This is a genomic window from Brevibacterium permense (assembly GCF_013280495.1).
Taxonomy (GTDB): domain Bacteria; phylum Actinomycetota; class Actinomycetes; order Actinomycetales; family Brevibacteriaceae; genus Brevibacterium; species Brevibacterium permense.
The window spans coordinates 165,431-190,505 of record NZ_JABSSX010000001.1 but is presented as its reverse complement, the minus strand read 5'-3'; the positions used below and the strand labels follow the sequence as shown (position 1 = coordinate 190,505).

The window sequence follows — 25,075 nt, the reverse complement described above, 5'->3', positions numbered from 1 at the left end:
CACTCATATCCGAAGCTGTCAGCCTTCCTCAGCTGCCACCTCGATGACTTCGCCGAGAGCTTCGATACGGTCGCCGGGACGGATCGTGGCACCGCGCCGGGTCTCGACCTCGCCGTTGACGCTGACCTCACCGTCGGCGATCATGTCCTTGGCCATGGCGCCGTGTTCGGCGATTCCGTGGAGCTTGAGCAGCTGACCGAGCCTGATCGACTCGCCGCGGATCTCGATCGTGTCCATCAGAAGATGTCTCCGAATCCGTCGAACAGTCCGCCGCCGTCACCGCCGTCGCCTCCGAAGAAGCCGCCGCCGTCACCGCCGCCCATATCGCCACCGGCGTCGCCCATGTCGCCGCCGTAGGCGCCGTCCCAGCCGCCGCCCATTCCGCCGAACATCATGGCGCCCATGAGGACGCCGGGCAGCAGACCGGAGCCTGCGTAGGAGTTGAAGTAGCCGCGGTTGTATTCGGCGTAGGCCGGTCCGGCCTCCCAGTAGGCGCGGCGGGTGTGTCCGTCACCGGTGACGACCTTGCGCACCAGCGGATCGGCTCCGACGGCGACGCGTTCGGCGTCGGCGGCGCACACGGGCACGGGGCGCAGCTGGCCGCCTGCCGGAGCCCAATCGATGTCTTCGACAGAGGGACCGTGCTGCGGGTTGAAGAAGCAGGGCGGACGACGCACCGGCAGGGGTTTGCCTTCGACCCGGGCGCGAACGCACTTGGCGGCATAGCGGCCGTCTTCGAGCGCCTCGGTGACGTGGCGGATATCGGTGGGTTCGGAGACCTTCTCGAGTGTCTCCTTGGCGACGTCGTACGAGTCGAGCGCCTGCTTGTAGTCCTGCGCTCCGCCCGTGTCGAGGTCGACGCCAGCGGTGATGACGTCGAGTTCGGCGACCTCCTCGCCGAATGCGGTGACGTCCTCTTCAGCGGTCTTCTTCACCTGCTGAAGTTCGGCGGCGTGCAGTTCCCGCTGCCGCTTCTTCTCCTTGCGGTGGCCGATGAAGAAAACGGCCCCGAGAACTACGAGCAGCAACAGAAATACTTCAGTCACGATCCATGCCTCCCAGGCTAGCTTTGTCCTCGAACAGTATGCCCGATGAAACTGGAAGACGTCTGAGCCTGTGCCCCACATCCGCTCAGTCCCCGACCGTCGATGACGGCCCAGACTCGGCGGTGGAAGACCGCTGCACGCAGATCACGCGACGCCGTTGCGCGCGGGTCTTGCGGCACCATTGCGCAGGTCATCGAACAGCGCAGCGCCTCGTGCGCCACCGCCTCAGACGAGGGCCACGAGACCTTTGACCAAGGCCGCAATCCCTCCTCCGAAAGCGAGGACGAGCATCCCGATCCGCGCTGCGCCCACGTCGATATGGCGGGAGAGCCGATCGCCTCCGGCGAGGCCCGCCGCAAGGACAAGTCCAAGTCCGATCCAGACTCCGATCTCCAGGTGAGGCCAGGTCCCTCCGTCGATGATCACCTTCGTCACCACCGCCGAGGCGGTCCCGACGACGAGGAAGGGCTGCAGGGTGGCCGCGAACGACCGTTGTTCCCAGTTCGTCAGCACAGCGTAGGCGCTCACCGCCGGCCCCCCGGCTCCTGCCGCGGCAGACATCGCCCCGGAGAAGAGCCCGGCCGTCAGCCGTGTTCCGACGTTCGCAGGGATCGTCCGCCCCAGCTTCCCCAAGGTCAGCGAACTGATGAGGGAGACGACGATGAGCGCGCCGATGAGGATCTGCAGCAGTGGGGTGGGCAGCGATGACGACAGCAGTGCGCCGGGAATGGTGCCGATCACCGCTCCCAAGGCAAGATGCCGGAACGGCGGCCATTCCACCTCGGCGAAGGTGCGGACGAAGACGGAGAATGAGGCGACGATTCCGCAGATGTTGACGAGGATGACGCCGCTGGACGGGTCGAGGAGGAGGACGAGGAAAGGGCCGCTGACCAAGCCGAATCCCATCCCGGTGACGCGTTGGGACAATGCGCCGAGGAACACTGCGAAGAGGATGAGCACGACGACGGGGTCCACTCGGTCGAGTTTAGTCCAGCCCGATTCCCGGCTGATCCTCAGTCTCACCGCTGACCGCGGGGTTAGAGTATTCACCATGAACGCCAGTCCCCTCTGGTCGCGGTTCAGCGCAGATCCCCGATCGTATGGGCAGGTCCGGGCCTCTGATGCCGATCGCGCGGTCGTCAGTGATGTCCTCTCGGAGGGTTATGCCCTCGGTCAGCTCGACGTTGAGGAGTTCGATGAACGCACCGAGGCGGCTGCGAAGATCAAGACGCTCGGTGAAGTGCCAGCTCTGATCGAGGATCTCGTCCTCGCCGATCCAGCCGAAGTCGAGCCTGGCAAGCTCGATGATGCGGGCCGCGCGCAGGCACTGGCTCGCCTCGAGGCAGATCGGGTGCCGATCACGCCGGAGCAGATCGATGCCGCCGCGCAGAAGTACTACCGAGATCGGGTGCGTCGTGCACTGCTCGGTGCTGTTGCAGGGCCGGTCGGGATCGTGCTGGCGATCTGGGCGATCTCGTCGATCGCCTCTGGAGGGTTCATCTTCTTCTGGCCGATCTTCGTCATCATTCCCACGCTGCTCGGCGGGCTGGGACACATCGCGCGCAAGGATGAGATCATCCGCAACCGGAAGAAGGAGCTCACCCGCAGAGCCCGGGCCCAGCTCGGTGATGATGAGGCCAAACGACAGCTGGAAGAGGGTGGGCCTCCCGAGCGGGATTATGAAGCGGACTTCGGTACCGGCCGGCAGCCGTCTCATCCGTCCCATCCGCCGTACTCTCCCGGACGGATCTCACGGAGGGACGAGCGGGACCGGCGCCGGTCGCATCGCCGCCATAACGGCGACAGTCCCTGGGACTGAGGTCAGTTTCCTAGTCCGGCAGGGTCTGGGCCTCTTCAGGCCCGGAAACTCCGTTTCCTACTCAGACCGGGAACCTCCGGGACCGTCTCAGGCAGGGAACGTCCGGAACTGTCTCAGACTTGGAAGAGCCGGATCTGTCCGAACTCCTGAGCCTTGTGCGTGGTGAACCACATCGTGTGCGAGAAGTGCCTCAGGTCGTCGCCGTCGGGCTCCGCCTGCCAGTATCCCCATGCGGCCGCGGCTTTGCCGTGGGTGATCGCCGCTTCGAGGTGGCCGACCTCGTGAGACTGGCCGGACAGCTTCAGCAGCGCTTCGACGACGTCTTCTCGTCCGGTGTGGGTTTCGACGCCGGAATGGTGGACGATCTGCAGGACGCAGTCGTCGGCAATCACCTCGGCGAGGGCGTCTTTGTCGCCATAGAACAGATTTTCCTCGAACGTCGCCACGAAGACGTTCTTCGGACTGTTTCCGCAGGAATCTGTTCCGGTGAAAGTCATGGACCCAGCCTATGCGGGGCGAGGCTGCGGAACAACGGGTCGGCGGGCCGCCTCGGCGAAGGTGGTCGCCGACTCACGACGAGCGGCCACGTCCGCTTGAACAACCTGACCGTCGAGCCGGGGTTCGGGAGTCAGGGCACGAAAACGGCCGTGCCGGCACCCTTGCGGGCACCGGCACGGCCGATCGAACAAGCAGTGGCTATCAGAAGCCCATGCCGCCCATTCCACCCATTCCGTCCATACCGGCAGCTGCGTCTGCACCTGCGGCGGCCTTCTCGGGCTTGTCGGCGACGACCGACTCGGTGGTGAGGAACAGACCGGCGATCGAGGCGGCGTTCTGCAGTGCAGAGCGGGTCACCTTGACCGGGTCGTTGATGCCGGCGGCCAGCAGGTCCTCGTACTCACCGGTTGCGGCGTTGAGACCGAATCCGGCTTCGAGGTTGGCGACCTTGTCGGCAACCACACCGGCTTCGAGGCCGGCGTTCGTGGCGATCTGCTTCAGCGGGGCTTCGATGGCAACCTTGACGATGTTGGCACCGGTGGCCTCGTCTCCCTCGAGTGCGAGGTCGGCGAATGCGGCCTTGCCAGCCTGGATGAGCGAGACGCCGCCACCGGCGACGATTCCCTCTTCCACAGCAGCCTTGGCGTTGCGCACGGCATCTTCGATGCGGTGCTTGGTTTCCTTGAGCTCAACCTCGGTGGCAGCTCCGGCCTTGATGACTGCAACACCGCCGGCCAGCTTGGCCAGACGTTCCTGCAGCTTCTCACGGTCGTAGTCGGAGTCCGAGTTCTCGATCTCGGCGCGGATCTGAGCGACCCGTCCGGCGATCTCCTCGGCGTCTCCGGCGCCCTCGACGATGGTGGTCTCGTCCTTGGTGATGACGACCTTGCGGGCGGTGCCCAGCAGATCGGTGGTCACGCTGTCGAGCTTGAGCCCGACTTCCTCGGACACGACCTGGCCACCGGTGAGGATGGCGATGTCGGCGAGCTGAGCCTTGCGACGGTCACCGAAGCCCGGAGCCTTGACGGCCACGGACTTGAAGGTGCCCTTGAGCTTGTTCAACACCAGGACGGCCAGGGCTTCGCCCTCGACGTCTTCGGCGATGATGAACAGCGGCTTGTTGGACTGCTGAACCTTCTCGAGGACGGGAAGCAGGTCCTTCACGTTCGAGATCTTGGAGTTGACGATGAGGATGTAGGGATCCTCAAGGACAGCTTCCTGGCGATCGGTGTCGGTGACGAAGTAACCGGAGATGTAGCCCTTGTCGAAGCGCATACCCTCGGTCAGTTCGAGCTCGAGTCCGAAGGTGTTGGACTCCTCGACAGTGACGACGCCTTCCTTGCCGACCTTGTCGATGGCCTCGGCGATCAGTTCACCGATTGCAGGATCTCCGGCGGAGATGCCGGCGGTGGCGGCGATCTGTTCCTTGGTCTCGATGTCGATGGCGTTGTTCAGCAGGACGTTCGTGACGGCCTCAACGGCCTTCTCGATGCCGCGCTTGAGGCTGAGCGGATCAGCACCGGCTGCCACGTTGCGCAGGCCTTCGCGGACGAGAGCCTGTGCGAGCACGGTAGCGGTGGTGGTTCCGTCGCCTGCGACGTCGTCAGTCTTCTTGGCGACTTCCTTGACGAGCTCGGCGCCGATCTTCTCGTAGGGGTCCTCGAGTTCGATCTCCTTGGCAATGGAGACGCCATCGTTGGTGATGGTCGGTGCGCCCCACTGCTTTTCGAGCACGACATTGCGACCGCGGGGTCCAAGGGTCACCTTGACCGCGTCCGCAAGCTGGTTGAGGCCAGCTTCGAGTCCTCGACGAGCTTCTTCGTCGAATGCAATCATCTTTGCCATAGTGGCTTAGATCCTCCCTGATGGAGTGGAGTGGGAATCCAGAGCAGTCGTCAACGCCCGCGACGGCAGAGAGTGTGTCCGCATGTTCCATTCCACATATGGACCACGCTCTCGAGACGACTGGTGGGAACCCATCGGTTTTCACCAGTACTAGATTTAGCACTCTCCCCATGCGAGTGCAAATGTTTGTCGCCCGCCAAGATGGGCGAGGGCAGTCCAGATCCGCGAGTAGTCGGCGCACGATGGAGGTGCAGCGCGCAGTTCGGCCCAGCGCGAAACGGTTGGCGCGGGTCCGATTGCCCACGATTTCGAACAGCCCAGTTTAGGGCGATTAGCCCTGTTTTCAACATGGGCTGCTCAACTCACACTGGGCTGAATCGAAGTACATGCGCCCGGGTGCACCCGACGCACCCCCGGGCCCCGCGGGCACTGAAAAGCGCCGAGCAGCTGCCTGCTCGGCGCTTCCCCCGTGCGACTGGTGCCGGTCGGCCCGAGAGCCGTTCCGACGCCCCGCCGCAGCGGATCAGAAAACTGTGCTGACAGCAGCCAGTCTCAGAGGAGGGTGACGGACTCCGCCTGAGGACCCTTTTGTCCTTCTCCGACTTCGAACTGAACCTGCTGGCCCTCTTCGAGAGAGCGGTAGCCGTCCATCTGGATTGCGCTCCAGTGAACGAACACGTCCTGGTTGTCGCCTTCAAGGGTGATGAATCCATAGCCCTTTTCAGCGTTGAACCACTTGACGGTACCTTGTGCCATTACTTCTCCATACAGTGCAGTGCCATTGAAATCCCGCATCGCAGCCGCGATCAGATGACCCCACCCGAGATACGGAAGCTAGTTAAACTCAACTGACCCCGCGACTTCTCTCATTGACCTCTGGAGAATAATCTCGGTGAAGCACGAATAGAACACAAGGTGCTGTGCTTGCCTAGCTGTTGCAACTCTACCGCAGGCGCGCATCCCACCTAGAGCGGTTCAACACTGTTACAGATTCGTTACCTAAAGATTTCTGTCCTGTTCACAGCGGGGATCACCGCGAGTGGAATCAGACCGTTCGGTCAGGAATTCGCCGAGGCGGCCCACCGCCCCATGACCCGCCCGCAACCGAGGAGTCCCGCCGTCTCATGCCCCCATCGCCGGTGCGGCCGAGGCCGAACCGATCCCGCCGACTCAGTCGCGCTGCCGCACCACCGAATCGCTTCGGATCACTCCGAGCCCCCGCCTTCGCTGGGCTCGGGTCCGCGATCGGCGATGTCCGAACAGATGACGACGGTCACGTCGGCTTCGAAGTCGGACGAGGCCTCCGTGGCGGAGACCCCCAGGGACTTGGCGACGAGCTTGGCCTGGGACGCGTTCTCTTCGCCGTTGTAGTACACCGTCGAATCAGAGAGGTTCGTCGAGTAGTTGCCGACCTGACCGAGCTTCCAGCCCTTCTCTTCGACAGCCTCGGAGAACTTCTTCGCAGCACCGGAGACGCCGGAGCCGTTGAGCACGTCGACGGTGATCGAGTCGTCTGCGACGCTGACTTCGCTCTCACTCGGTGAGGGTTCGGCCGACGTCGATTCGGAGGCCGGAGGGTCGGCGATCTTCGACTCGGGGTTGCCCATCGAGGAGAAGATGATGTTGATGGCGGCCACGACCAGCAGGACGGCGACCAGGGCGAGGATGATGACCAGCGAGATGGCACCGATGTTCGACGACGCCGCGGACTCCTGTCGATGGGCACCGCTGCGCCGGCCGGGCTCGATCTCGTCGAATTCGTCGGTCATGTCTACCTCGAGACGCGGGCTTGGGCGCGTTCGCTCTGCCGCGTGCTGCGGATTCGGCGAAGGCGCTTGACCAGCATGGGGTCGCTGGCCAGAGCTGCAGGGTTGTCGAGAAGCGAGTTGAGGATCTGGAAGTAGCTGGTGGCTGACATGTCGAAGCGCTCACGGATCGCGTGGTCCTTGGCGCCTCCGTATTTCCACCACCGCCGCTCGAACTCCAAAACGGCCACCTCGAGCTCGCTCAGTTCTGAGGTGTCGTCGTTCGGCGGCATAGAGGTTGTGCTCCTTCGAGAGGTGTCTGAGCTTCTATTCTATCGCCGGATCGGCGGTACCGAAATTTCCGGCGCGCCGCCGAGGCTGTGAGGTCGATCCCGACCAGGGCACGGCTCGTGGGACGGCAACTCGCACATGCCCGGCGGCTGCTGCGCCCGCAACCGCAACACCCCGCCGCACGGCACCGGATCGGTGACCGTGTCGACGGGGTGAAGGGAACGACCTTCGCCGAGGCGGGGCCGCCTCGGCGAACCGGGTGACCCGATCGAGAGGATCGGATCGGCCCCACATTCTACCGCGCGGGCAGACCCGCCTCGGCGAGATCGGATCAGCGGATGCGGATGTTGACCTGCTTGATCTGGGTGAATCCCTCGAGCATGCCTTCCAATGATGCCTCTCGTCCGAATCCGGAGGTCTTCATGCCGCCGTAGGACTGGCCGGCCAGCTGGCCGCCGCCCTGGTTGACCTGGACCCAGCCGGATTCGATCCGGTTGGCCATGGTCAGGGCCGCGTCGACGTCCTTGGTGAAGACGAAGGCCGCGAGTCCGAAGTCGGAGTCATTGGCCATGTCGATGACCTCGTCGATGTCCTTCCACGGGATGACCGAGAGGACGGGGCCGAAGATCTCTTCACGGCTGGTCTGCCAGTCGTTCTTCGCCTTCGAGAAGATCACGGGCGCGTGGTAGAAGCCGGGTTCGCCGACTTCCAGCGAATCGGAGCCGTCATAGGCGATCTCGACGCCGTCCATCGCCTTGCCCATCTCGATGTAGCTGGCGACCTGGTCGTACTGCTTCTGGTTGATGATGCAGCCGATGTCGGTGGATTCATCGCGGGGGTCGCCGACCTTCATCTTCGACACCGCGTCGACGAGCTTGGACAGGAAGTCGTCGTAGATGTCTTCGTGGAGGAACAGACGTGACCCCATGGTGCACGACTGGCCCTGGCGGGCGAAGCGGGTCGACAGCAGCACCTGCTCGAGGGTGTCGTCGTCGTTCGAGTCCGGGAAGATGATGTTGGGGGACTTGCCGCCGAGCTCCATCGACGAATGTGCGAGTCGACCACCGGCCAGCTCGGCGACGTGACGGCCGACGCTCGTCGATCCGGTGAATGAGACCTTGTCGACGTCGGGGTGGACGTTGAGGGCCTCACCGATGACCGAGCCCTTGCCGGTGACGACGTTGAGCACACCGGCAGGGAGGATGTCGGCGATGATCTCGGCCATCTTGAGGATGGTCAGAGGTGCATCCTCGGCGCATTTGAGGACTATCGTGTTGCCGGCGGCGATCGCGGCGGGGGTCTTGAAGGCGGCGATCATCAGCGGCGAGTTCCACGGCAGGATGCCGGCGACGACACCCAGGGGCACGCGCTTGGTGTACTGGAGCTGCTTGTCTCCGGCGGGCAGGGTGTTGCCCTTGACCTCACCGGCGACGCCGCCCATGTAGCGGAACAGGTCGGCCAGGATGATCGTCTCCGGCCGAGCCTGGGTGCGGATCGCGTTGCCGGTGTCGAGAGCGGTCAGCTGGGCGAGCTCCTCCGAAGCGGCTTCGAGCGCATCGGCACAGGCCAGAAGCTTCTTCTGGCGTTCCTTGAACGGCAGGGCCGCCCACTCGGGGAAGGCCTTCCGTGCGGCTTTGACGGCGCGGTCGGCGTCGGCCTCTTTGCCGTTGGGCACCTTGGCGATGACGACGTTGCGGTCGATCGGGGTGATGACATCGGTGGTGTCGCCGTCAGCGGCGTCGACCCACTGACCGCCGATGAGCATCTTCCAGTTCTTGGCCTCTGGGAATTCCGACATTTCGGTCCTTTCGTTCAACGATGAACTCCTTACGCCGAGCATAACGCGTGGCGCTGAACGGCAATACACCGGTTCGATAGGCGATCGCGCACACCCGATCTGCGCTCCGTGCACATTCACGCAGGTCGATTCCCACCCCCGCCGAGGTGGTGCCGACGTTTTCGTCTGCGCCCGCCGGGGTGGTGCCGAGGTGATCGTCTGCCCTCGCCGAGGCGGTGCCGGAGTTCGCAAAGCTCGCCCCTCCCGCCCCTGCGCGGTGGATGGCGGATTGTTGGGTCGATCCACGGTGATTTCAGTGAGGAAACCACCGTGGATCGACCCAACAATCATGTCCGTGGTGGCTTCCCGCCGCCGCTTCCCCTCCGCTGGCGACAGCACCGCCGTTCCTGCGCCGTCCATTCCTTGGAAGCTGACACCACTGTCTCAGCGCGACCTCGTCCGCTGAGCATCGCTAAACTCGTGCCCATGACGTCGACGCCTCCGCTGACCGAGATCATGTCCCCCGATTGGGCGAACGCCCTGGTCGGAGTGGAGGAGCGCATTCATACGATGGGCGACTTCCTGCGCAACGAGATCGCCGCCGGTCGCGCCTACCTGCCCTCCGGGGACTTCGTCTTCCGCGCCTTCGCCGAACCACTGTCCGAGGTCAAAGTTCTCATCGTCGGCCAGGACCCCTATCCGACGCCTGGTCACGCCATCGGCCTGTCATTCGCCGTCGACCCCGATGTCCGCCCCCTGCCGCGGTCGCTGGGCAACATCTTTCAGGAGCTCGAGTCCGACCTCGGCATTCCGCCGGCCCCGCACGGGGACCTGCGTGCCTGGTCACGCCAGGGAGTCATGCTGCTCAACCGGGCGCTGACCGTCTCCCCCGGCGAACCCGCTTCCCACCGCGGCAAAGGCTGGGAGGAGATCACGGAACGGGCGATCACCGCGCTGATCGATCGAGATCAGCCGCTTGTCGCGATTCTCTGGGGCCGCGACGCCCGGAACCTCGCTCCCCTGCTGACATCAGGAACCGCCGAGGTGGCCATCATCGAATCCGCCCATCCCTCACCTCTGTCGGCCCGGCGGGGATTCTTCGGCTCCCGACCGTTCTCGCGCACGAATGAATTGCTCGCCCAGAAGGGCATCGATCCGATCGACTGGGCACTGCCGGATCAGGCCTGAGCCCGGATCGGACCTGAGCCCGGGTCCGATCCGGACTCGGGTCAGGTCTGAACCCGGTCCGATCTGAGTCCGGATCAGATCTGAATCGGACCGGTCGCGGTCTCCTCTGAGGATCCCGTTCCTCCGGGCCCACTCGGCTGAGGCTTCGCTCCTCCGGTCTCGGCCGGCTGCGCCTTCGCTCCTCCGGGCCCACTCGACTGCGTCTTCGCGCCTCCCGGCTGCACCGAGTCGATGACGGCGGTCGAGGTTTCGCCGCTGCGCACCTCCTCGACCTTCTCCTCGGCCGAACTCTGGCTCTTGAGGTTCTTCAACGGCAGCGCCAGATAGCTGCCGAGCACAGCGCCGACAGCGAGCGCCGCGTTCGCCAGGATCGCGGTGAACAGCGAGGACAGACCCACAGCGAAGGAGACGTTCTCCGATTCCGACGCGATCTGATAGACAGCGGTGAAGATCGACAGCCCCTGCAGAAGGGTGTAGATGCCGGGAATCATCAGCACGATCGCCGGAGCTCCCAGCCGCAGCGCCAGCGGCCGCGACAGGAAGCCGGTGACGGTGGCCGCCAGCAGACTGGCAAGCACATTGTCGACGTCCAACAGCGTCAGCGACATCATCGTGATGTGCGAAGCAAGGCCGACGAGCGCCGCCGGCAAGATGAACCGGCGCCTGGCCGACATCGCCACCGCACCGGACATCGCCACCACGGCCGCCGCGACCATCGACAGGATCGCCGTGACCACATGCGGGCTCGTCTTCGGCACGAGCACTTCGATATGACTGAGGCCGATGGCCTGACCGCACACGATTCCCAGGGCGATGCCGGAGACGATGCCGGCCAGAGTCATGAACACCCCGACCACCCGCCCGGCGGCGGTCAGCGGGAAGTTCGTCAGCGCATCCTGAACCGCCGAATACAGCGACTGCGTCGGCAGCAGCAGAACGATTCCGGCAGCCACGAGGTACTGCGGTGAGGCGATGATGCCCACGTCGCCGGCGATGGTGGCGATGAGCGTCGCAGAGGCGGCCTGCAGCGCCGTGGTGAAGAACGACGGCAGGTGGGTGCGGCCGAGCAGCTTGCCGAACTGGAACACGACGATGGCCATCGTGATGCCCAGGGGAATCGCGATCGGGCCTCCTCCGAGCAGCAGGACGAGGGCACCGACCATGAAGCCCCAGGCACCGGTGGTGAACCATTCGGGGAACGGTCGCCGCTGCGTGCGGATCGCGTCGAGACGACTGCGTGCCTCATGGAATTCCAGACGCCCGTCGACGAGGTCGGTGACGAGCTTGTGCACCGAGGCGAGCTTCGCAAAATGCGTGGACTCACCGCGGTTGACCCGCATCACCGTCAGCAGACGTCCGTCCGAGGTCGAATAGTGCACAACGAGCGTGTTCGAGGTCAGATCGACCTCGACGGTGGCCAGACCGCACGCGGTGCACGCGGCGATGACGGAAACCTCGACATCGCTGGTGCCGGCACCGGCGCGCATCATCATCGCCGCGATATCGGCGGCGAGGTCGAGGATCATCCGGGCTTCGTCTTCGCTCGGCTCGTTCGCCTGGACGGGCGCCTGATACGGGGTGCCCTTGAGGGCGGTGACGATCGGCACCGGCTGTGTGTTCTCCGTCGTACCCGAGACGAGTTTGCCCACGGTGCGCCGAGCGACCTTCTGGGCGATGCGCTGAGACGCACCGAGGTGGTCGGTGCGAGACTTCGACCGCCCGCCGCCACGCTCGGCTTTCGCCGCCTTCGCCGCGGCGGCCCTAGCGAGATCTTCCGGCTGGGGTTCCGGTGAGGAGTCCCTCAGTTCGGCAAGTCGCTGCAGGCGGGTGCGTTCGAGCAGTTCGCGCAGGGCCTGGGATCCGGCCTCCGGATTGCCGCCGGAGACCGGCGCCGGGGACGAGCCGCGGACAGGGCCCGGTTCGGTCGGCGGATCGACCCGAACCTCGGTGGTGGTGGCGTCTTCGAGTTCTCTGTCGCTCACGGCTCGCTGATGAGTGTCGGGCCGAGCGGGTCGGCGATGTGCGCGGTTCCTGAGGCGGCGTCGTAGTCGAAGACGCGACGGCCGGAGACGAAGACGGTCTCGGCGCGGGAATTCAGATCGAGCGGATCGCCGGACCAGATGACGATATCGGCGTCACGGCCCACGGCCAAGGAACCGAGGCGGTCGTCGAGGCCGAAGATCGCGGCCGGGTTGATTGTCAGCGCTTCGATCGCGACGGTCGGATCGAGTCCTTCCTTCACGGCCAAGGAGGCTTCGTGGATGAGGAAGTTGATCGGGATGACCGGATGGTCGGTGGTCAGCGCGATGCGCACTCCCGCCTCGGCCAGCGAGGCCGCGGTGGCCAGGGTGCGATCGCGCAGTTCGACCTTCGACCGCGAGGTCATCAGGGGACCGAGGATGACGTCGATGCCCTTGGCAGCGATGAAATCGGCGATCTTGTGACCTTCGGTCCCGTGGTTGATGACGAGGCGGTAGCCGAATTCCTCGGACAGGCGGATGGCGGTGGCGATATCGTCGGCGCGGTGGCAGTGCTGGTCCCATGCGAGCTTGCCGTCGAGGACGTCGGCCAGGGTCTCCTTGACCAGGTCACGGTCGAACGGGGTGCCGTCGGTTTCGGCTTGCGCACGTTTGGCCTGGTAGTTCCGCGCTTCGACAAAGGCGTCGCGGATGATCTTGACGGTGCCCATCCTCGTCGATGGGGTGACCTTCTTCTCCCCGTACACGCGTTTCGGGTTCTCGCCGAGTGCGGACTTCACGGACAGATCCTGCGTCACGAGCATTTCGTCGACGATCCGACCCCAGGTCTTGAGGAAGGCGGTGCGACCGCCGATGGGATTGCCGGAACCGGGTTTGATGAGCGCCGAGGTGACACCCCCACGCAGGGCATCCTCGAATCCGAGATCGGTGGGGTCGATGCTGTCGAGCGCGCGCAGGCCCGCACCGTTGGGATCGGTCATCTCGTTCGTATCGTCACCGGACCAGCCTTCACCGTCCTCATGCACGCCGAGGTGGCCGTGGGCTTCGATGAAACCGGGCAGGACCCAGCGTCCGCCGGCATCGATGACCTCGGTGTCCGCTGGGAGGGCTGAGGTGTCGACGGAACCGGGGGCCACCTCGGTGATGCGGCCGTTCCTGACGGTCAGCGTCCCTGATTCGATCGCCTTCGCGCGGTTGCCGGATTCGTCGGCCACGGGCACAATCCGCGCGTTCGTGATGACGAAATCTGTGGCTGCGGGGACCGGGACTGACCGATACATTCTGCTCCTAGCGAGGGGGTCGGCGACGACGTCTGGCTGCGGTGTCGAGTCTACGCCACTCGATGATTCCGCTCGGTGACCTCGGGGCCGTTCGCCGCGTTGGCGGGAGGCTTCCGGCGGGACGAGTTCCCGCCCTCTTCCCCTCCCAATTGCTACCTGACGGCGGCCCAGCAACCTCGCGCGAGGTAGCTGGGCCGCCGTCAGGTAGTTCGGGGGCGGACGGGTCCCTGGGTCGGGTCCGGCGTATAGTCTGGGTGCATCGCCCGAAGAGAGAAGGATCCCTGATGCTTGAGCCGATCACCTCATACGTCGCAATCGGAGACTCGTTCAGTGAGGGTCTGATGGATCCCGACCCACGGGTCGAGGATCGGTACCGCGGCTGGACCGACCGGCTCGCGCTCATGCTCACCGAGTCGTCGGTGGGCGGCCCGGATCTGTCCTATGCCAATCTGGCCATCCGGGGGCGGCTGCTCGACCGCATCGTTGATGACCAGGTGCCGCAGGTGCTCGAGATGAAGCCGGACCTCGTGAGCCTGTGCGCCGGGGGCAATGACTGCCTGCGTCCGAAGGCTGATATCGATGCCCTGGCCGCGAAGTTCGAACGCGCCGTGATCGCGATGCGTGAGGCTGGCATCGAGGTGCTCATGTGCAATGGCTTCGATACCGAGTTCAGCACCCCGCTCATCCGTGCGGTGCGTCCACGAGTGGGAATCTACAACGCCCACCTGTGGTCGATCGCGCAGCGACACGGCTGCCATATGGTCGACCTGTGGGGGCTGCGTTCGCTCTACGCCGCGGAGATGTGGGCCGATGACCGCATCCACCTGTCGACGGAGGGTCACCACCTCGTCGCCGAGCAGGCTCTGGCGACCCTGGAGAGCGGTCGTTCCCTGCCGGTCAAGGGCTTCGGTCTTCCGGCTCGTCCGACGCGGGCGATTCGCGAGGTGATGAGCGAGGAGTCGCGGTGGGCCCGGGAGTACCTGGCCCCGTGGGTCGGTCGGCGATTGCGCGGCCAGTCCTCCGGTGACACTCTCGACCCGAAGCTGGCGGAGCTCACCCGCGTCCGTGACCTCGTCGAACGCTCCCGTGAGGTCGACCGTGCCCGGGAGAACGGTGAGACAGGCGCCGCCGGCGAAGCGGGCGCTGCCGGCCGGTCGGACGCGGCCGACCTGACCGACTCAGGCAGAACTCGCGCCGACGAAACCGGCATCGGCGGGATGAACGCACCTCGGGGTTCCGAAGGATGAGCGTCGAGTCCGTGCGCATTCCCGAACTCTCCGCCGCCGGGGCCACCGTGGCTCCGTCCTTCCGACACGTCTACGGGGACTCGCCCGAGCAGTTCGTCGAGGTCTATGGTGACCCGGCAACCGCCTCGGCGACGGTCATCTTCGTCCACGGAGGCTACTTCCGACCCCGCACCGATCTGTCCCATGCCCGACCGTTGGCTCGGGAGCTGGCCGAGTCGGGAGTGCTCGTCGCCTCCGTCGAGTATCGACGCCTCGGCGGGCAGCCGCTCCTGCTCGACGATGTCACCGCGGCCATCGAATCCGTGTGCGCCGAACTGCCGCGCTGGGGTATGAGCGAGCAGGCACGGGAGAACCTGGTCGTGTCGGGCCATTCGGCCGGTGGCTGCCTCGTCCTCGCCTGGGCTTCGCACCTGCCCGACGAGGGACCGCGGATCCGTCTGCGTCCTCTGGCACCGGTGACCGATCTGCTGCGGGAAGTCGAGGGCAACCTCGGCGATGGGGCAGTCCTCGACTATATGGGTGTGCGGCCAGACGACGATCTGGACGCCTACCTGCGCCACGATCCGCGATCTCGGGCCGCCCTCATCCCGGCACGCGTCGACGTGCATTCGGTCCATGGGGATGCCGATGCCACGGTCAACGTCAAATTCTCCCGTGTCTTCCCCGCCGCCCTGACCGAGCTGCCGGAGGCGAACCATGCCGATGTCATCGACCCCGACTCCCTGTTCTTCCCGCAGGTGAGGAACCTGCTGCTCGGCTGAAGGTATTTCTCAGATCCCTTCGGGGCTGATTCCGGGACCGTTCTCGATTCCGGTGCGGATGTCGAAGAGCTCGGGGAAGAACGTGAGATCGAGCGCCTTCTGCAGGAATCCGACTCCGCTCGAACCGCCCGTACCGCGTTTCATGCCGATGATCCGCAGCACTGTGCGCATGTGTCGGTAGCGCCAGATCTGGAAGTTCTCCTCGAGGTCGACGAGCTCTTCGCAGCTCTCGTACTCCTGCCAGTACTTCTGCGGGTTCTCGTAGATGATGCGGAAGACATCGTAGATGCTCGGTTCCTCCAGGTACTGCTCCAGGGCCGCACGCGCCTCGGGTTCTCCGTCGAAGACCGGGAGCATGGCCCGATTCTTGTTGCCGAGCAGAAACTCCACGGCCCGATACTGCCAGGACTGGAAGCCGGAAGCACGGCCGAGCTGGTCGCGGAAGCCGACGTACTCGCTCGGCGTCAGCGTAGCGAGCACGGACCACTGCTCGGTCAGGGTCTTCTGGATGTGTTTGACGCGGGCGATGCGCTTGAGCGCGGTCTGCAGCTCATCAGCGGCGATGAGTCGCCGAGCGTCGAGGAGTTCGTGGATGACGAGCCGGAACCACAGCTCCGTGGTCTGGTGCTGGATGATGAAGAGCAGCTCATCGTGGTGTTCGGGACTGCTGACTGGATGCTGGGCACCGAGGAGACGGTCGAGGTCGAGATACGACCCGTATGTCATCGATTCCTTGAGGTCGGTGTGGACCCCGGCCTCGAGGTCGCGTTCGTTCTTCTCGGCCGTCGTCCGAGCGTCTCTGCCCGGGTCATGGTTGGTGTCGGTCATGATCTCCAGCATAGGGGTCAGCCGGGTTGGCGCCTCTGCGGTTCGGCGACTTCCCGGACGTCATCGACGAGCCGTTTCCACTCCGGCGGCATCTGAGTCTCGCCGAAGCGGACTCGCCCGTACCGGCTCTCGATGAGGTAGGCGAACCGATCAGCACCCGTGGCCTGCGGGGCATCATCACTCTGCACCACACCATCGCTCTGCCCGCTGTCGGACCAGGGAAGTTCGGCGATGCGCGGGCCCAGTTCATCGCGTCGGGTGCTTGCGTCGATGTCGACTTCCCAGACGAGCAGCATCCCGCCGATACCGCCCGAGCGTTCGACGAGCAGATGCCCGAAACCACCGGCAGGCTTCTCGTTCACCAGCTGCTCCCCTGGTTTCCGCGGGCCGAACCTGCGTGGGAGATGCCCACGGTTTCCCACCCGGACACGATCGCATCGTGAACGTCGGATCCGGCTCCGAACTGGTCGGCCGCCTCGGCGATAGTGAGTTCTGCGAACTCCGCGAAATCGGTGCGCTGCGTGATCTCAGCCCCTGTGAGGACGGAGTACCAGACCTGTCCGACGCTTTCCCAGGCCGGGCCGCCCACGGCGATGGCGGCGAGCGCTAAGGCCCGGTTCGGGATCCCGGAGTTCAGGTGAACCCCGCCGTTGTCGGAATCGGTGGTGACGAAGTCGTCCATATGCGCAGGCTGCGGGTCCTTGCCGAGGACGTCGTCGTCATAGGCCGTGCCGGGTTCGATCATGGACCGCAGGGCACGGCCGGTCACCTCGGGGGTGAAGATTCCGGCACCGATGAGCCAGTCGGCGTCCTCGGCATTCTGTCCCGCGTCGTGCTGTTGGGTCAGGGCGCCGAAGACATCGGCGCAGTGCTCGTTGAGCGCACCCGGCTGGCCGAGGTATTCGAGGTCGGCGGTGTGGCTGATGACGCCGTGGGAGAGCTCGTGGCCGATGATCGACAGCGAGCCGGTGAACCCGGTGAACACTTCGTCGTCGCCGTCGCCGAAGACCATGAGGCGGCCGTCGAAGAAGGCGTTGTCGTAGTCCTTGCCGTAGTGGACGCTTGCCATGAGCGGCATTCCCGCGCCGTCGAGCGAATCGCGCCCGAACACCTCGGAGAACAGAGCATACGAAGCACCGAGCCCGTCATAGGCTTCGTTGACCGGCTCATCGTCGACGGGCTCTTCGCCCTCGGAGCGGACGAGTTCGCCGGGCAGCACCTCGGTGTTCTGAGCATCGTGGACGAGGCGCTGCAGGCCCGCCGGAGCGGGTGGGGCGAGCGCGGATTCGTCTCTGCCGAGATCGGCCGGAGGGGTATAGCGCAGTCCGGCCAGGCGCAGGTTCCGACAGCTCTCGTCGGACATCCGGCAGCTTGCCGCGGCGGCCGCGGCCTTCGGGAATCGCTCGGCGCCCCGCTCGGCGATCGCATCGAGAAGGTAGGGCGGGACGACACTGTGAAATGGGACGACGCTCTGAGAGACCATGACTCCAGCGTGCCACTTTCAGAGACGGACCGATAGGGTACCCGGCACATCCGCGGCGGACGGCCCGGCGCGACCTCAACTAAACTTGCTACGTGCTCAAACCCATCCTGTGGCCGGTGCTCGTGCCGTTCGCCCTCTTCGCCGTCGGCCTGGGCGCGATCATGCCGATCCTCGTGCTCGGGGCGCTCTCGCTGGGCTCGACACAGGCGTTCGCGGCCGCGATCGTCGGCATCATGGGGGCCGTGTCGCTCATGGCCACGGTGCCGGCCGGGATCCTCATCGACCGCCTCGGCGATTTCCGGGCCATGTTCGTGGCCACGTGCGCGGCGATCATCGTGCTCGGCTCCATCGTCGCCGCCTTCATCTGGGATTCGCCGTACTCGCTGCTCGTCTACACGGTCGCGCTCATGGTCTTCGGCCCGGTCTCCGATGTGTGGAGCCTGGCCAGGCAGGCCGTCGTCGCCGAGGTGATGCCGCCGTCCGACCTCGCGAAGGCGATGACCGCGCTCGGCGGAACGCAGCGGGTCGGCAACCTCGTCGGGCCGATGATCGGCGCCGGACTCATGCTCGTCTTCCCGATCTGGTCCGTGTTCGTCTTCTCCGGCCTCACCGCCGTCGCCGCGATCGCGATCATGACCCTGCCGATCGCCCAGATCCCCGGCTTCGACGACCATCCCGACCGCCCCGAGGCGGCCCCGACCTCGCGCGCAGACGATCCCTCCCTCACCGATGTTCCCAATCCCACCGAGGCGGCCGACCCCGCCACGACGGACGATGCGGCGCACGGCGACGCCGCCCCGCCTCGGCGGGGGAAGAAGGATCGCCGGCCGCCGCTGGACGTGCGGTGGAAATCGGTCATCCTCACCGGCGTCACGATCATCGCACTGGCAGCCGCCCGCGCCGCCCAGCCGGTCGTCGTTCAGCTGTGGGGCGTCGAGATCGGTCTGCACAAGTCCTCGATCTCGCTCATCATCGCCTTCGGCGCCGGACTCGAACTCATCGTCATGTTCCTCGGCGCGTACATCAAGGATCACCTCGGCCGGGTCGCGACCCTCGTCGCGTGCCTGTCCATCTTCGGCACCGGGTTCGTCATCATGGTCGCAAAGCCGGATCTCGCCGGGATGGTCATCGCCGCCGCGGTCATGGCCTTCGGCAACGGCCTCGGGGCGGGTGTGAATATGACGATCGGTGCGGACCTCTCTCCCGCGGTCGGGAGGCCGCGGTTCCTCGGCATCTGGGCGATCTTCAACAACGGCGGCAAGCTCGGCGGGCCGACGCTGCTGTCCCTCATCATCACCGTGACCACCCTGCGGTTCGGGGTGCTCTTCCCGGGACTGCTCGCCTTCCTCGGTGCGGTGTGGATCCTCATCTGGGCCCGTCAGGTGGGCCTGCCCGGAAGGCGGAGGCGCCTCGATCCGCCGCGCACGGACTGACTCGGCAGACTAGGCTGGAGATGACCGAATCGACGATGTTCGGCTGACAGCCCGAAGCTGAAGGCACGCAGCGGCCGTCCCGCGGCTGGGAGTCCGAACAGGATCAGGAGAGTCATCAATGGAAGCACTGGACGTCGGTGGGTACGTGCTGGTGAGCCTGGCTGCGCTCGTCTTCCTCTTCCTACAGTCGTGGTTCGCCGCCACCGTGGTCCGTCGCGTCGTCGGCGTTCCCACCGGCTGGCCGCGCACGCTGGCCGTCGGTCTCGTCATGAGCGCCGTCGTGGCCGTGACCGTCCAGTACCTCTACCGGGCCGGCACCGGGCAGAACGTCGACGGTCTCGACGTCTCCCCCGGAGTGGCGGTGCTGTTCATGGTGCTCGCCCTCGGGTGGATCTTCGCCCTGGGCGTCGGTGCCCTCGTCATGCTCGAAGCGGCCTTCCCGACCGGATCCCTACCGAGCCCGCAGTCACTGTTCTTCGGGTGGAAGTCCCGCCGTCGCCGCGGCCGCCGCTATGCGCAGGTCGTGTCCATCGCCGTGCGGCACGGGCTCGGCTCACAGCTGCGCGGTTTCGGAGGGGATTCGCCGGGTCGCGACGTCAAGACCGCACGAGCGCTCAAGGAATCCCTCGCCGAGGCGGGGGTGACCTTCGTCAAGCTCGGACAGATGCTCTCGACCCGCCGAGACATCCTCCCGCCCGTGTTCGTCCGTGAGCTCGAAACCCTCCAGACCCAGGTCACACCCGAGCCCTGGTCGGTCATCGAACCGGCCATCGCCGAGCGGCTCGGTCAACCGATCGGAGAGGTGTTCGCACGGATCGGCTCCACGCCGCTGGCGGCCGCCTCGGTGGCACAGGTCCACGAGGCGACCCTGCTCGACGGCACGGAAGTCATCGTCAAGGTGCAGCGGCCGAAGGCGCTCAATCAGGTCACTCAGGATCTCGACATCATCCTGCGGTTGGCGGGTTGGCTGAACAAAACCACGACCTGGGGCAGGGATCTGGGTGTGCAGTCACTGGCTGCGGGATTCGCGAACACGCTCGAGGAGGAGCTCGACTATCGGATCGAGCTGGACAATATGGCCAGCATCGAGACCTCTCTCAAACGATCGGGGAAGTTCGACGTCACAGTTCCACACGGCTACCCGGGCCTCAGCGGCGAACGCCTGCTGGTCATGGATCGACTGCCCGGACAGCCGCTCTCACGAGCGGGGACGCTGCTGACCGAGCTCAGCGATGCCGAACGGTCCCGGTTGGCCACCACGCTGTTGGGCGCCACGCTCGAGCAGATCATCGGTGACGGGATCTTCCACGCCGACCTGCATGCCGGCAACATCTTCATCACTCCCGAAGGGAAGCTGGGGCTGCTCGACTTCGGTGCGGTCGGCCGGCTCGATCCGGGCACGCAGACCTCGCTGGGACTCATGCTCTACTCGATCGACCAGAACGACAGCGCCGGGGCCACCGACGCCCTCATCGAACTCCTCGGGCGTCCAGACGGGCTCAACGATCGGGAGGTCGAACGGGCCGTCGGCGAACTCCTGCTGCGCTACGGCGGCGGCACCCGTGCGGCACAGGGTCAGAAGCTCTTCGACGACCTGTTCAATCTGGTGCTCGCGCACCGGTTCTCCGTGCCGGCGCCGATCAGCGCCGCATTCCGGGCGATGGCCTCCGTCGAGGGTGCACTGCTGACGATCGATCCGCACTTCGATGTCGTCGCCGTGTCCCGGCAGGAGGGCAACAGGCTCGTGAGGTCGAAGCTCAAGGACACGAAGATCACCGATGAGCTGCAGCGCCGGGCCCTGCAGCTGATGCCGATGATCGACCGCATGCCTCGCCGGATCAACAAGATCACCGAGGACCTCGAACAGGGACGGTTCTCGATGAACATGCGTGTGCTCGAGAATCCATCCGACCGCAGCTTCCTCACCAGCCTGTTTCAGCAGCTCATCGTCGCCGTCCTCGCCGGGGCCGCCGTGGTGGGAGCAATCATGCTCATCACCAGCAATGAGGGTCCACTGCTGACGAAGGACATCCGCCTGTACTCATTCTTCGGCTTCGTGCTGCTCTTCGGCGGCTTCGTCTTAAGCATGCGCTCCCTCATGCTCGTGTTCCGACGCGACGGCCAGACTTAGCCGGTCAACCAGCCGTCACCCCTTCACCGCCACGGCGCAGCATCCGAGCTCGCAAGGGGCCAGCGGCTGACTTCAGGTCAGTATCGGATACTTTTCGCCAGTAGAAATGTCCGATAGTGACCTGCAATCGGCGGCCAGTGTCCGATAGTGACCTGGATTCAGTCCTCCGGCACGCACAGAAAGAGCCCCGTGCTCACTGTTTCCAGCGATGCGCGGGGCTTTCCCGAGTGGAGCCCCCTGTCAGACTCGAACTGATTCAACACCCCATGTCAGAGACTCGATCCGCTAGTTTTCGCGGATTCTAGACACGTGGGGATTGTGTGGATTGGGCAGAATGTGGGCAAAGTGTGGGCACGGAATGGGCACGTACTCTCCCCCCACCCACGGCTGCCTCAATAACGAAACAGCAACTAACCACGTAGTTGCGCGCTCGGGCATCACGGACAGGCCTATGATCCGGGAAGGCGACACTTCACCGCACAGGAGAAACCATGGAACCAATTGCAGCACTCATCATCTGGGCGCTCAGCCTTGTCATCCTCGTCTTCGTCATTGGCGCCGGCGTCCGGGTCGGCATGCGATGGTCACGGATCGACGAGCGCAAGGAGCAGGAGGCACGCAATCAGCCTGCTTACCGAGACGGGCAGTCCGTCTTCAACTACAAGCCCAACAAGAAGTTCAAGTAGCGCAGGAGAACGCCATGGAATTCTTCGGACCACTTATTGCCGGCGTCCTCGGCATCATCATCGTGCTCACCATCTCGCTCTTCATCATCGAAGAGGGCGTGCGCCGAGGCATGCGCAAGGCCAGAGCCGATGAACGCGCAGAGCTCGCCGCAATGGAAGACGAAGACGTCTACGACGACTAGACCAGCTTCCCTTCCCACCGCACATCGTCAGGATGCAGCCATACTCCAACCGTCCTGGACCGTTGGTCACCCAGCTCGACATAGATCGCAGGGCCATCAGCATCGAGACGAGACGCGCGGCACTCAGCCCACTCCTCCCCATCGACTTCCCAGACGAGGCGAGCGCGGACGGGGATCTTTGTGCGCATGGGCTTGTCCCTCGCGGAGAGGCGATTGAGGACTTCCTGGTATTGGGGTGGACCGGGCGAGAACTGTTTATAGTACATGCGTTCTATTGTGAACGGTGAGAGGAGGTTTGTGGAAGTGCTAGCTAGCCCGACGATCGAGCATGTGACAGTTGTGACTGAGGCAGGGTGGGTGAATCCTGTCATTTCTCTCGCTGGTGTTGCGCTGACGGCTCTTGTTTCGTGGCTGATATATCGGGGGAACGTGGCGCGCGCCGATGCTCGGGCTGAGAATGAACAAACTCGGCACGACGCCGAGCTCGATCGCCTACGGGCCGAGGCGAAGCGGGCCGAGGTCCGTCACGAGCAACAGATCCAGGCGATGCTCTTGCAAGGTCGGAGAGAGCGTGAAGTTCGGTTCTTGCGTGAGCTATCAGACTATTTGGTTGCCTTCTCGGGAAGTGTTCGCGATGGCCGAATCAACTACGAAGGCCCGGAACTGATGCGCCTACGTCAGTTCGGGCTTAAGATCTATGCTGACTTTGCCGAGGATGACGACGCGTTTGCGTGGAACGTCGCCGAGTTTCTCGAAGATCTCGCATCCCGCACCGAGACGAATAAGCCTCAATCCAATCCTTTTGGGGAAGAAATCAATTGGGGCGAGTTCGCAGAGATCGCGAACGATGCAGAGCGAGGTGCGTTCTACCTCCTACGGTGGTTGCACCCGGATTTAAGGTTGGGCATCAGCCAGGCATTCGAACGGTACAGGATGCACGGTTATTTCGAAGCCGGCGACGACTCCGACCAATGACGAATGGCCCCCACCGCTACTTGGCGGTGGGGGCCTTCTATGTGTCCGGGTCAGACGTCGAGCGCAGCCCTGACAGCCGCGTCCTTCGCCTCGAGGAGTTTCCTCAGACTAGTCGACTTCTCCGGCCCATCGGGCAGTGACTCGTCGAGATCACAGGCGAGTGTGTGGAACTTCTCAGACGTGTCTCGGAGTGCTCCTGCGCGCAGGTGGTCGAATGCGAAGTAGCGCATGATCGGTGTGGCCACGGTGCCTCCTCTCAGTGCCGGGGCCGGTAGCCCTCAGCCGGCGGCGTGTCATCCACCTCGCTGTTGGCGAGCGCTTCGAGGTCTTCTTCGGCGGGTTCGAGGTCGTCGGCTTCGTCATCGTCGAGGTGGTCGTCCTCTTCGTCCTCGCCTGCGGAGGCGTCGGTGGCGAAGGACACTTCGGTGGATAGGTCGATGACTTCGCCGGCGCGTTGCCTCCGCAGCGCTTCTTCGGCTTCGGCGTTTTCGATGCCGATGCCTTCGGCGTGGACGAAGCTGGGGCCGTTCTTGCCGACGGTGTCTCCGACGATGGAAGTCAGGACGGAGATTGCGCCTGCGAAGAGGGCGGTCGCTGCCAGTCCTGCCCAGGGGATGCCGTTGAAGTCGATGATGCCTGCTTCGTTGGCGATGAACGTCGCTGGGGCCAGGGCGAGGCCTGTCTGGGCGACTGTCTTGATTGCTCGGTCGCCGGTGGCGGCCCAGAATTCTCTCGTGGTGAGGTTAGCCATGATGTGTCCTTTCAGGCCATGACGATGGCGCGGTGTTCCTGGCTGACAATGGTCACGCCGGGGTGGAAGGTTTGTGCTTCGATGCGGATGCGTCGGGACTGTCCGGACTTGGTGCCGGGCCATGCGCGCAGGTGGGTGGTGCCGAAGGTGTCGCCGCCGGTGCCGATGATCTCTTGGGCCTGGGCACTGTAGGTGGTGATGCGGCGGTTCGTGGGCAGGACGGCGCGGGTGCCGGATCCGACCTCCCCGTCGACCTTGATGCCCTTCTTCGACTGCAGGGCGCGGACTTTCTTCTCGGTGCCGGCTCCGAAGATCTCGTCGTCCTTGATGCCGAGGAATCGTTGCAGCTTGCCGACCTCGGAACCGCGGGAGCCGTTACGGAGGATCTCGGTGGACTTCTTCCAGTTGTGGTACTCGATCATGATGTACCGGATCTGCACCTCTGCACCCGCGGGGAGATTGCGGACACGGAAGGTGGAGTCGATGTCGATGACACCACTACCGACGGTGAGGATCGTGTAGTCCCCGTCGCCTCTGTTGAGCTGCTTGTACCCTGCGCGGGAGACGGGAACAGTTTTCTGCCCTCCCGTGCTGGTCTTCTTAGTGATCATGTTCTTGCCCTTTCCTGTCGAGCTGCTTCCGCCTGTGCTAGTGCCACCGGCGCCGCTAGTGCCACCTGCGTTGCTGGTGCCGTCCAGTCCCGGCCAGGCGGCGGTGTTGTCTTCGAGTGCCCCGTAAACGCAGGACACGTGAGCGTGCTGGGTGTGTGCGTTGCTGCCGGAGTAGGGCCGCCAACGGCCACCACTGATGGAGGGGTTGCTGATCTGCCTGTTGGAGATCAGGTACTTGATGCGCCGGTCCCCAGCCTTGGCGAGGCGGCGGACGAACGCGTGAGCATCGAAACCGGTGGCGGGGCTGTGGGTGAAGTCCCTCGCGTGGACGATGCCGCGGGAGTCCGGGTTGTGGTCGGACACGCGAGAACTGTGTGCTGTGTCGCCGATGGACCCGTCACTGATCTTGGATCGGTTCGGGGCGTAGGCGTTGATCTGGGCCAGCAGTTTGTCGAGTGCTCGTGCGACTCTCCAACTCATGGGCCCTCCTTTCGGGCATAAAGAAAGCCCCGAAGCGGA

26 protein-coding genes are annotated in these 25,075 nt (G+C 64.8%); 9 read left to right on the top strand and 17 right to left on the bottom strand.

What is annotated here, in order from left to right; genetic code table 11:
- Positions 1-18 precede the first annotated feature (18 nt).
- The 3 genes from HK353_RS00935 to HK353_RS00925 all read right to left on the bottom strand — a co-directional run bounded on the left by HK353_RS00935 (position 19) and on the right by HK353_RS00925 (position 2,021).
- Positions 19-237, bottom strand: coding sequence for an RNA-binding S4 domain-containing protein (locus HK353_RS00935; protein WP_025780455.1), 219 nt, complete (start codon positions 235-237; stop codon positions 19-21).
- On the bottom strand, positions 237-1,046 hold the full coding sequence (locus HK353_RS00930; protein WP_173151403.1) for a hypothetical protein: 810 nt from the start codon (positions 1,044-1,046) through the stop codon (positions 237-239). Before HK353_RS00930 ends, HK353_RS00935 begins: the two co-directional genes overlap by 1 nt.
- A gap of 225 nt (positions 1,047-1,271) precedes the next feature.
- Entirely contained in the window at positions 1,272-2,021 is a 750-nt protein-coding gene (locus tag HK353_RS00925; protein WP_173151401.1) for a TSUP family transporter, read from the bottom strand.
- 76 nt (positions 2,022-2,097) lie between these two features.
- On the opposite strand from HK353_RS00925, the gene HK353_RS00920 reads away from it, so the two are divergent.
- Entirely contained in the window at positions 2,098-2,865 is a 768-nt protein-coding gene (locus HK353_RS00920) for a DUF1707 SHOCT-like domain-containing protein (RefSeq protein ID WP_173151399.1), read from the top strand.
- A gap of 113 nt (positions 2,866-2,978) precedes the next feature.
- Here the strand turns inward: HK353_RS00920 and HK353_RS00915 are convergent, their stop codons facing one another.
- From HK353_RS00915 to HK353_RS00890, 6 genes are all read right to left on the bottom strand, one after another.
- Positions 2,979-3,362, bottom strand: a complete 384-nt coding sequence (locus HK353_RS00915) for a nuclear transport factor 2-like protein (protein ID WP_173151397.1) — start codon at positions 3,360-3,362, stop codon at positions 2,979-2,981.
- Positions 3,363-3,564: 202 nt separating this feature from the next.
- Positions 3,565-5,208 (bottom strand): chaperonin GroEL, encoded by a 1,644-nt coding sequence (groL, locus tag HK353_RS00910; RefSeq protein WP_039208485.1) that lies wholly within the window; start codon positions 5,206-5,208, stop codon positions 3,565-3,567.
- 552 nt (positions 5,209-5,760) lie between these two features.
- Positions 5,761-5,964, bottom strand: a complete 204-nt coding sequence (locus tag HK353_RS00905) for a cold-shock protein (protein WP_025780447.1) — start codon at positions 5,962-5,964, stop codon at positions 5,761-5,763.
- A 449-nt stretch (positions 5,965-6,413) separates the two neighbouring features.
- Positions 6,414-6,977 carry a LytR C-terminal domain-containing protein gene (locus tag HK353_RS00900; RefSeq protein ID WP_173151395.1) on the bottom strand — a complete coding sequence of 188 codons (564 nt, stop codon included), beginning with the start codon at positions 6,975-6,977 and terminating at the stop codon, positions 6,414-6,416.
- 2 nt (positions 6,978-6,979) lie between these two features.
- Positions 6,980-7,246: a DUF3263 domain-containing protein gene (locus HK353_RS00895; protein WP_025780444.1), complete on the bottom strand. Its 267-nt coding sequence runs from the start codon at positions 7,244-7,246 to the stop codon at positions 6,980-6,982.
- Positions 7,247-7,575: 329 nt separating this feature from the next.
- Positions 7,576-9,042 carry an aldehyde dehydrogenase family protein gene (locus tag HK353_RS00890; protein WP_173151393.1) on the bottom strand — a complete coding sequence of 489 codons (1,467 nt, stop codon included), beginning with the start codon at positions 9,040-9,042 and terminating at the stop codon, positions 7,576-7,578.
- Positions 9,043-9,507: 465 nt separating this feature from the next.
- Here HK353_RS00890 and HK353_RS00885 point away from each other — a divergent pair, with 465 nt between their 5' ends.
- The gene (locus tag HK353_RS00885) at positions 9,508-10,209 is read left to right on the top strand and encodes a uracil-DNA glycosylase (protein WP_173151391.1); all 702 of its coding nucleotides are present in this window, start codon (positions 9,508-9,510) and stop codon (positions 10,207-10,209) included.
- Between the two features lie 74 nt (positions 10,210-10,283).
- On the opposite strand, the gene HK353_RS00880 is transcribed toward HK353_RS00885, so the two are convergent.
- Together HK353_RS00880 and HK353_RS00875 are read right to left on the bottom strand one after the other, a co-directional pair.
- Positions 10,284-12,191, bottom strand: coding sequence for a threonine/serine exporter family protein (locus tag HK353_RS00880; protein ID WP_173151389.1), 1,908 nt, complete (start codon positions 12,189-12,191; stop codon positions 10,284-10,286).
- Positions 12,188-13,468 (bottom strand): amidohydrolase, encoded by a 1,281-nt coding sequence (locus HK353_RS00875; RefSeq protein ID WP_173151387.1) that lies wholly within the window; start codon positions 13,466-13,468, stop codon positions 12,188-12,190. The genes HK353_RS00880 and HK353_RS00875 overlap by 4 nt, the downstream gene beginning before the upstream one ends.
- Positions 13,469-13,752: 284 nt before the next feature.
- Here HK353_RS00875 and HK353_RS00870 point away from each other — a divergent pair, with 284 nt between their 5' ends.
- Positions 13,753-14,715 carry an SGNH/GDSL hydrolase family protein gene (locus HK353_RS00870; RefSeq protein ID WP_173151385.1) on the top strand — a complete coding sequence of 321 codons (963 nt, stop codon included), beginning with the start codon at positions 13,753-13,755 and terminating at the stop codon, positions 14,713-14,715.
- Complete coding sequence (locus HK353_RS00865) at positions 14,712-15,476, top strand: alpha/beta hydrolase (RefSeq protein WP_173151383.1); 765 nt, start codon at positions 14,712-14,714, stop codon at positions 15,474-15,476. Before HK353_RS00870 ends, HK353_RS00865 begins: the two co-directional genes overlap by 4 nt.
- Positions 15,477-15,485: 9 nt before the next feature.
- Here HK353_RS00865 and HK353_RS00860 read toward each other — a convergent pair whose 3' ends face one another.
- From HK353_RS00860 to HK353_RS00850, 3 genes are read right to left on the bottom strand one after another with little or no spacing between them, the layout of a single operon-like run.
- Positions 15,486-16,304 carry a tryptophan 2,3-dioxygenase gene (locus tag HK353_RS00860; RefSeq protein WP_173151381.1) on the bottom strand — a complete coding sequence of 273 codons (819 nt, stop codon included), beginning with the start codon at positions 16,302-16,304 and terminating at the stop codon, positions 15,486-15,488.
- Between the two features lie 17 nt (positions 16,305-16,321).
- Entirely contained in the window at positions 16,322-16,666 is a 345-nt protein-coding gene (locus tag HK353_RS00855; protein ID WP_173151379.1) for a protealysin inhibitor emfourin, read from the bottom strand.
- Entirely contained in the window at positions 16,663-17,787 is a 1,125-nt protein-coding gene (locus tag HK353_RS00850) for a M4 family metallopeptidase (RefSeq protein WP_173151377.1), read from the bottom strand. The genes HK353_RS00855 and HK353_RS00850 overlap by 4 nt, the downstream gene beginning before the upstream one ends.
- Before the next feature lie 92 nt (positions 17,788-17,879).
- Here HK353_RS00850 and HK353_RS00845 point away from each other — a divergent pair, with 92 nt between their 5' ends.
- From HK353_RS00845 to HK353_RS00825, 5 genes are all read left to right on the top strand, one after another.
- Positions 17,880-19,220, top strand: coding sequence for an MFS transporter (locus HK353_RS00845; protein ID WP_173151375.1), 1,341 nt, complete (start codon positions 17,880-17,882; stop codon positions 19,218-19,220).
- Between the two features lie 118 nt (positions 19,221-19,338).
- Positions 19,339-21,351, top strand: coding sequence for an ABC1 kinase family protein (locus tag HK353_RS00840; RefSeq protein WP_173151373.1), 2,013 nt, complete (start codon positions 19,339-19,341; stop codon positions 21,349-21,351).
- A gap of 491 nt (positions 21,352-21,842) precedes the next feature.
- Positions 21,843-22,037, top strand: coding sequence for a hypothetical protein (locus HK353_RS00835; protein WP_173151371.1), 195 nt, complete (start codon positions 21,843-21,845; stop codon positions 22,035-22,037).
- A gap of 14 nt (positions 22,038-22,051) precedes the next feature.
- Complete coding sequence (locus tag HK353_RS00830; protein ID WP_173151369.1) at positions 22,052-22,219, top strand: hypothetical protein; 168 nt, start codon at positions 22,052-22,054, stop codon at positions 22,217-22,219.
- A gap of 297 nt (positions 22,220-22,516) precedes the next feature.
- On the top strand, positions 22,517-23,194 hold the full coding sequence (locus HK353_RS00825; RefSeq protein WP_173151367.1) for a hypothetical protein: 678 nt from the start codon (positions 22,517-22,519) through the stop codon (positions 23,192-23,194).
- A 50-nt stretch (positions 23,195-23,244) separates the two neighbouring features.
- Here HK353_RS00825 and HK353_RS00820 read toward each other — a convergent pair whose 3' ends face one another.
- The 3 genes from HK353_RS00820 to HK353_RS00810 are packed head-to-tail and all read right to left on the bottom strand — an operon-like array spanning position 23,245 to position 25,036.
- A complete protein-coding gene (locus HK353_RS00820; RefSeq protein WP_173151365.1) occupies positions 23,245-23,439 on the bottom strand; it encodes a hypothetical protein in 195 nt (64 codons plus the stop codon).
- Positions 23,440-23,450: 11 nt separating this feature from the next.
- A complete protein-coding gene (locus tag HK353_RS00815) occupies positions 23,451-23,945 on the bottom strand; it encodes a holin (RefSeq protein ID WP_173151363.1) in 495 nt (164 codons plus the stop codon).
- 11 nt (positions 23,946-23,956) lie between these two features.
- Complete coding sequence (locus HK353_RS00810) at positions 23,957-25,036, bottom strand: peptidoglycan-binding domain-containing protein (protein ID WP_173151362.1); 1,080 nt, start codon at positions 25,034-25,036, stop codon at positions 23,957-23,959.
- Positions 25,037-25,075 lie beyond the last annotated feature (39 nt).

Excerpts from the sequence above, each read along its gene's own strand:
- HK353_RS00935 (WP_025780455.1), bottom strand. The coding sequence starts at position 237 with ATGGACACGATCGAGATCCGCGGCGAGTCGATCAGGCTCGGTCAGCTG.
- HK353_RS00810 (WP_173151362.1), bottom strand. The coding sequence starts at position 25,036 with ATGAGTTGGAGAGTCGCACGAGCACTCGACAAACTGCTGGCCCAGATC.
- HK353_RS00840 (WP_173151373.1), top strand. The coding sequence starts at position 19,339 with ATGGAAGCACTGGACGTCGGTGGGTACGTGCTGGTGAGCCTGGCTGCG.
- HK353_RS00835 (WP_173151371.1), top strand. The coding sequence starts at position 21,843 with ATGGAACCAATTGCAGCACTCATCATCTGGGCGCTCAGCCTTGTCATC.
- HK353_RS00890 (WP_173151393.1), bottom strand. The coding sequence starts at position 9,042 with ATGTCGGAATTCCCAGAGGCCAAGAACTGGAAGATGCTCATCGGCGGT.
- HK353_RS00860 (WP_173151381.1), bottom strand. The coding sequence starts at position 16,304 with ATGACCGACACCAACCATGACCCGGGCAGAGACGCTCGGACGACGGCC.
- HK353_RS00895 (WP_025780444.1), bottom strand. The coding sequence starts at position 7,246 with ATGCCGCCGAACGACGACACCTCAGAACTGAGCGAGCTCGAGGTGGCC.
- HK353_RS00920 (WP_173151399.1), top strand. The coding sequence starts at position 2,098 with ATGAACGCCAGTCCCCTCTGGTCGCGGTTCAGCGCAGATCCCCGATCG.
- HK353_RS00865 (WP_173151383.1), top strand. The coding sequence starts at position 14,712 with ATGAGCGTCGAGTCCGTGCGCATTCCCGAACTCTCCGCCGCCGGGGCC.
- HK353_RS00870 (WP_173151385.1), top strand. The coding sequence starts at position 13,753 with ATGCTTGAGCCGATCACCTCATACGTCGCAATCGGAGACTCGTTCAGT.
- groL (WP_039208485.1), bottom strand. The coding sequence starts at position 5,208 with ATGGCAAAGATGATTGCATTCGACGAAGAAGCTCGTCGAGGACTCGAA.
- HK353_RS00915 (WP_173151397.1), bottom strand. The coding sequence starts at position 3,362 with ATGACTTTCACCGGAACAGATTCCTGCGGAAACAGTCCGAAGAACGTC.
- HK353_RS00905 (WP_025780447.1), bottom strand. The coding sequence starts at position 5,964 with ATGGCACAAGGTACCGTCAAGTGGTTCAACGCTGAAAAGGGCTATGGA.
- HK353_RS00885 (WP_173151391.1), top strand. The coding sequence starts at position 9,508 with ATGACGTCGACGCCTCCGCTGACCGAGATCATGTCCCCCGATTGGGCG.
- HK353_RS00815 (WP_173151363.1), bottom strand. The coding sequence starts at position 23,945 with ATGGCTAACCTCACCACGAGAGAATTCTGGGCCGCCACCGGCGACCGA.
- HK353_RS00850 (WP_173151377.1), bottom strand. The coding sequence starts at position 17,787 with ATGGTCTCTCAGAGCGTCGTCCCATTTCACAGTGTCGTCCCGCCCTAC.
- HK353_RS00830 (WP_173151369.1), top strand. The coding sequence starts at position 22,052 with ATGGAATTCTTCGGACCACTTATTGCCGGCGTCCTCGGCATCATCATC.
- HK353_RS00875 (WP_173151387.1), bottom strand. The coding sequence starts at position 13,468 with ATGTATCGGTCAGTCCCGGTCCCCGCAGCCACAGATTTCGTCATCACG.
- HK353_RS00900 (WP_173151395.1), bottom strand. The coding sequence starts at position 6,977 with ATGACCGACGAATTCGACGAGATCGAGCCCGGCCGGCGCAGCGGTGCC.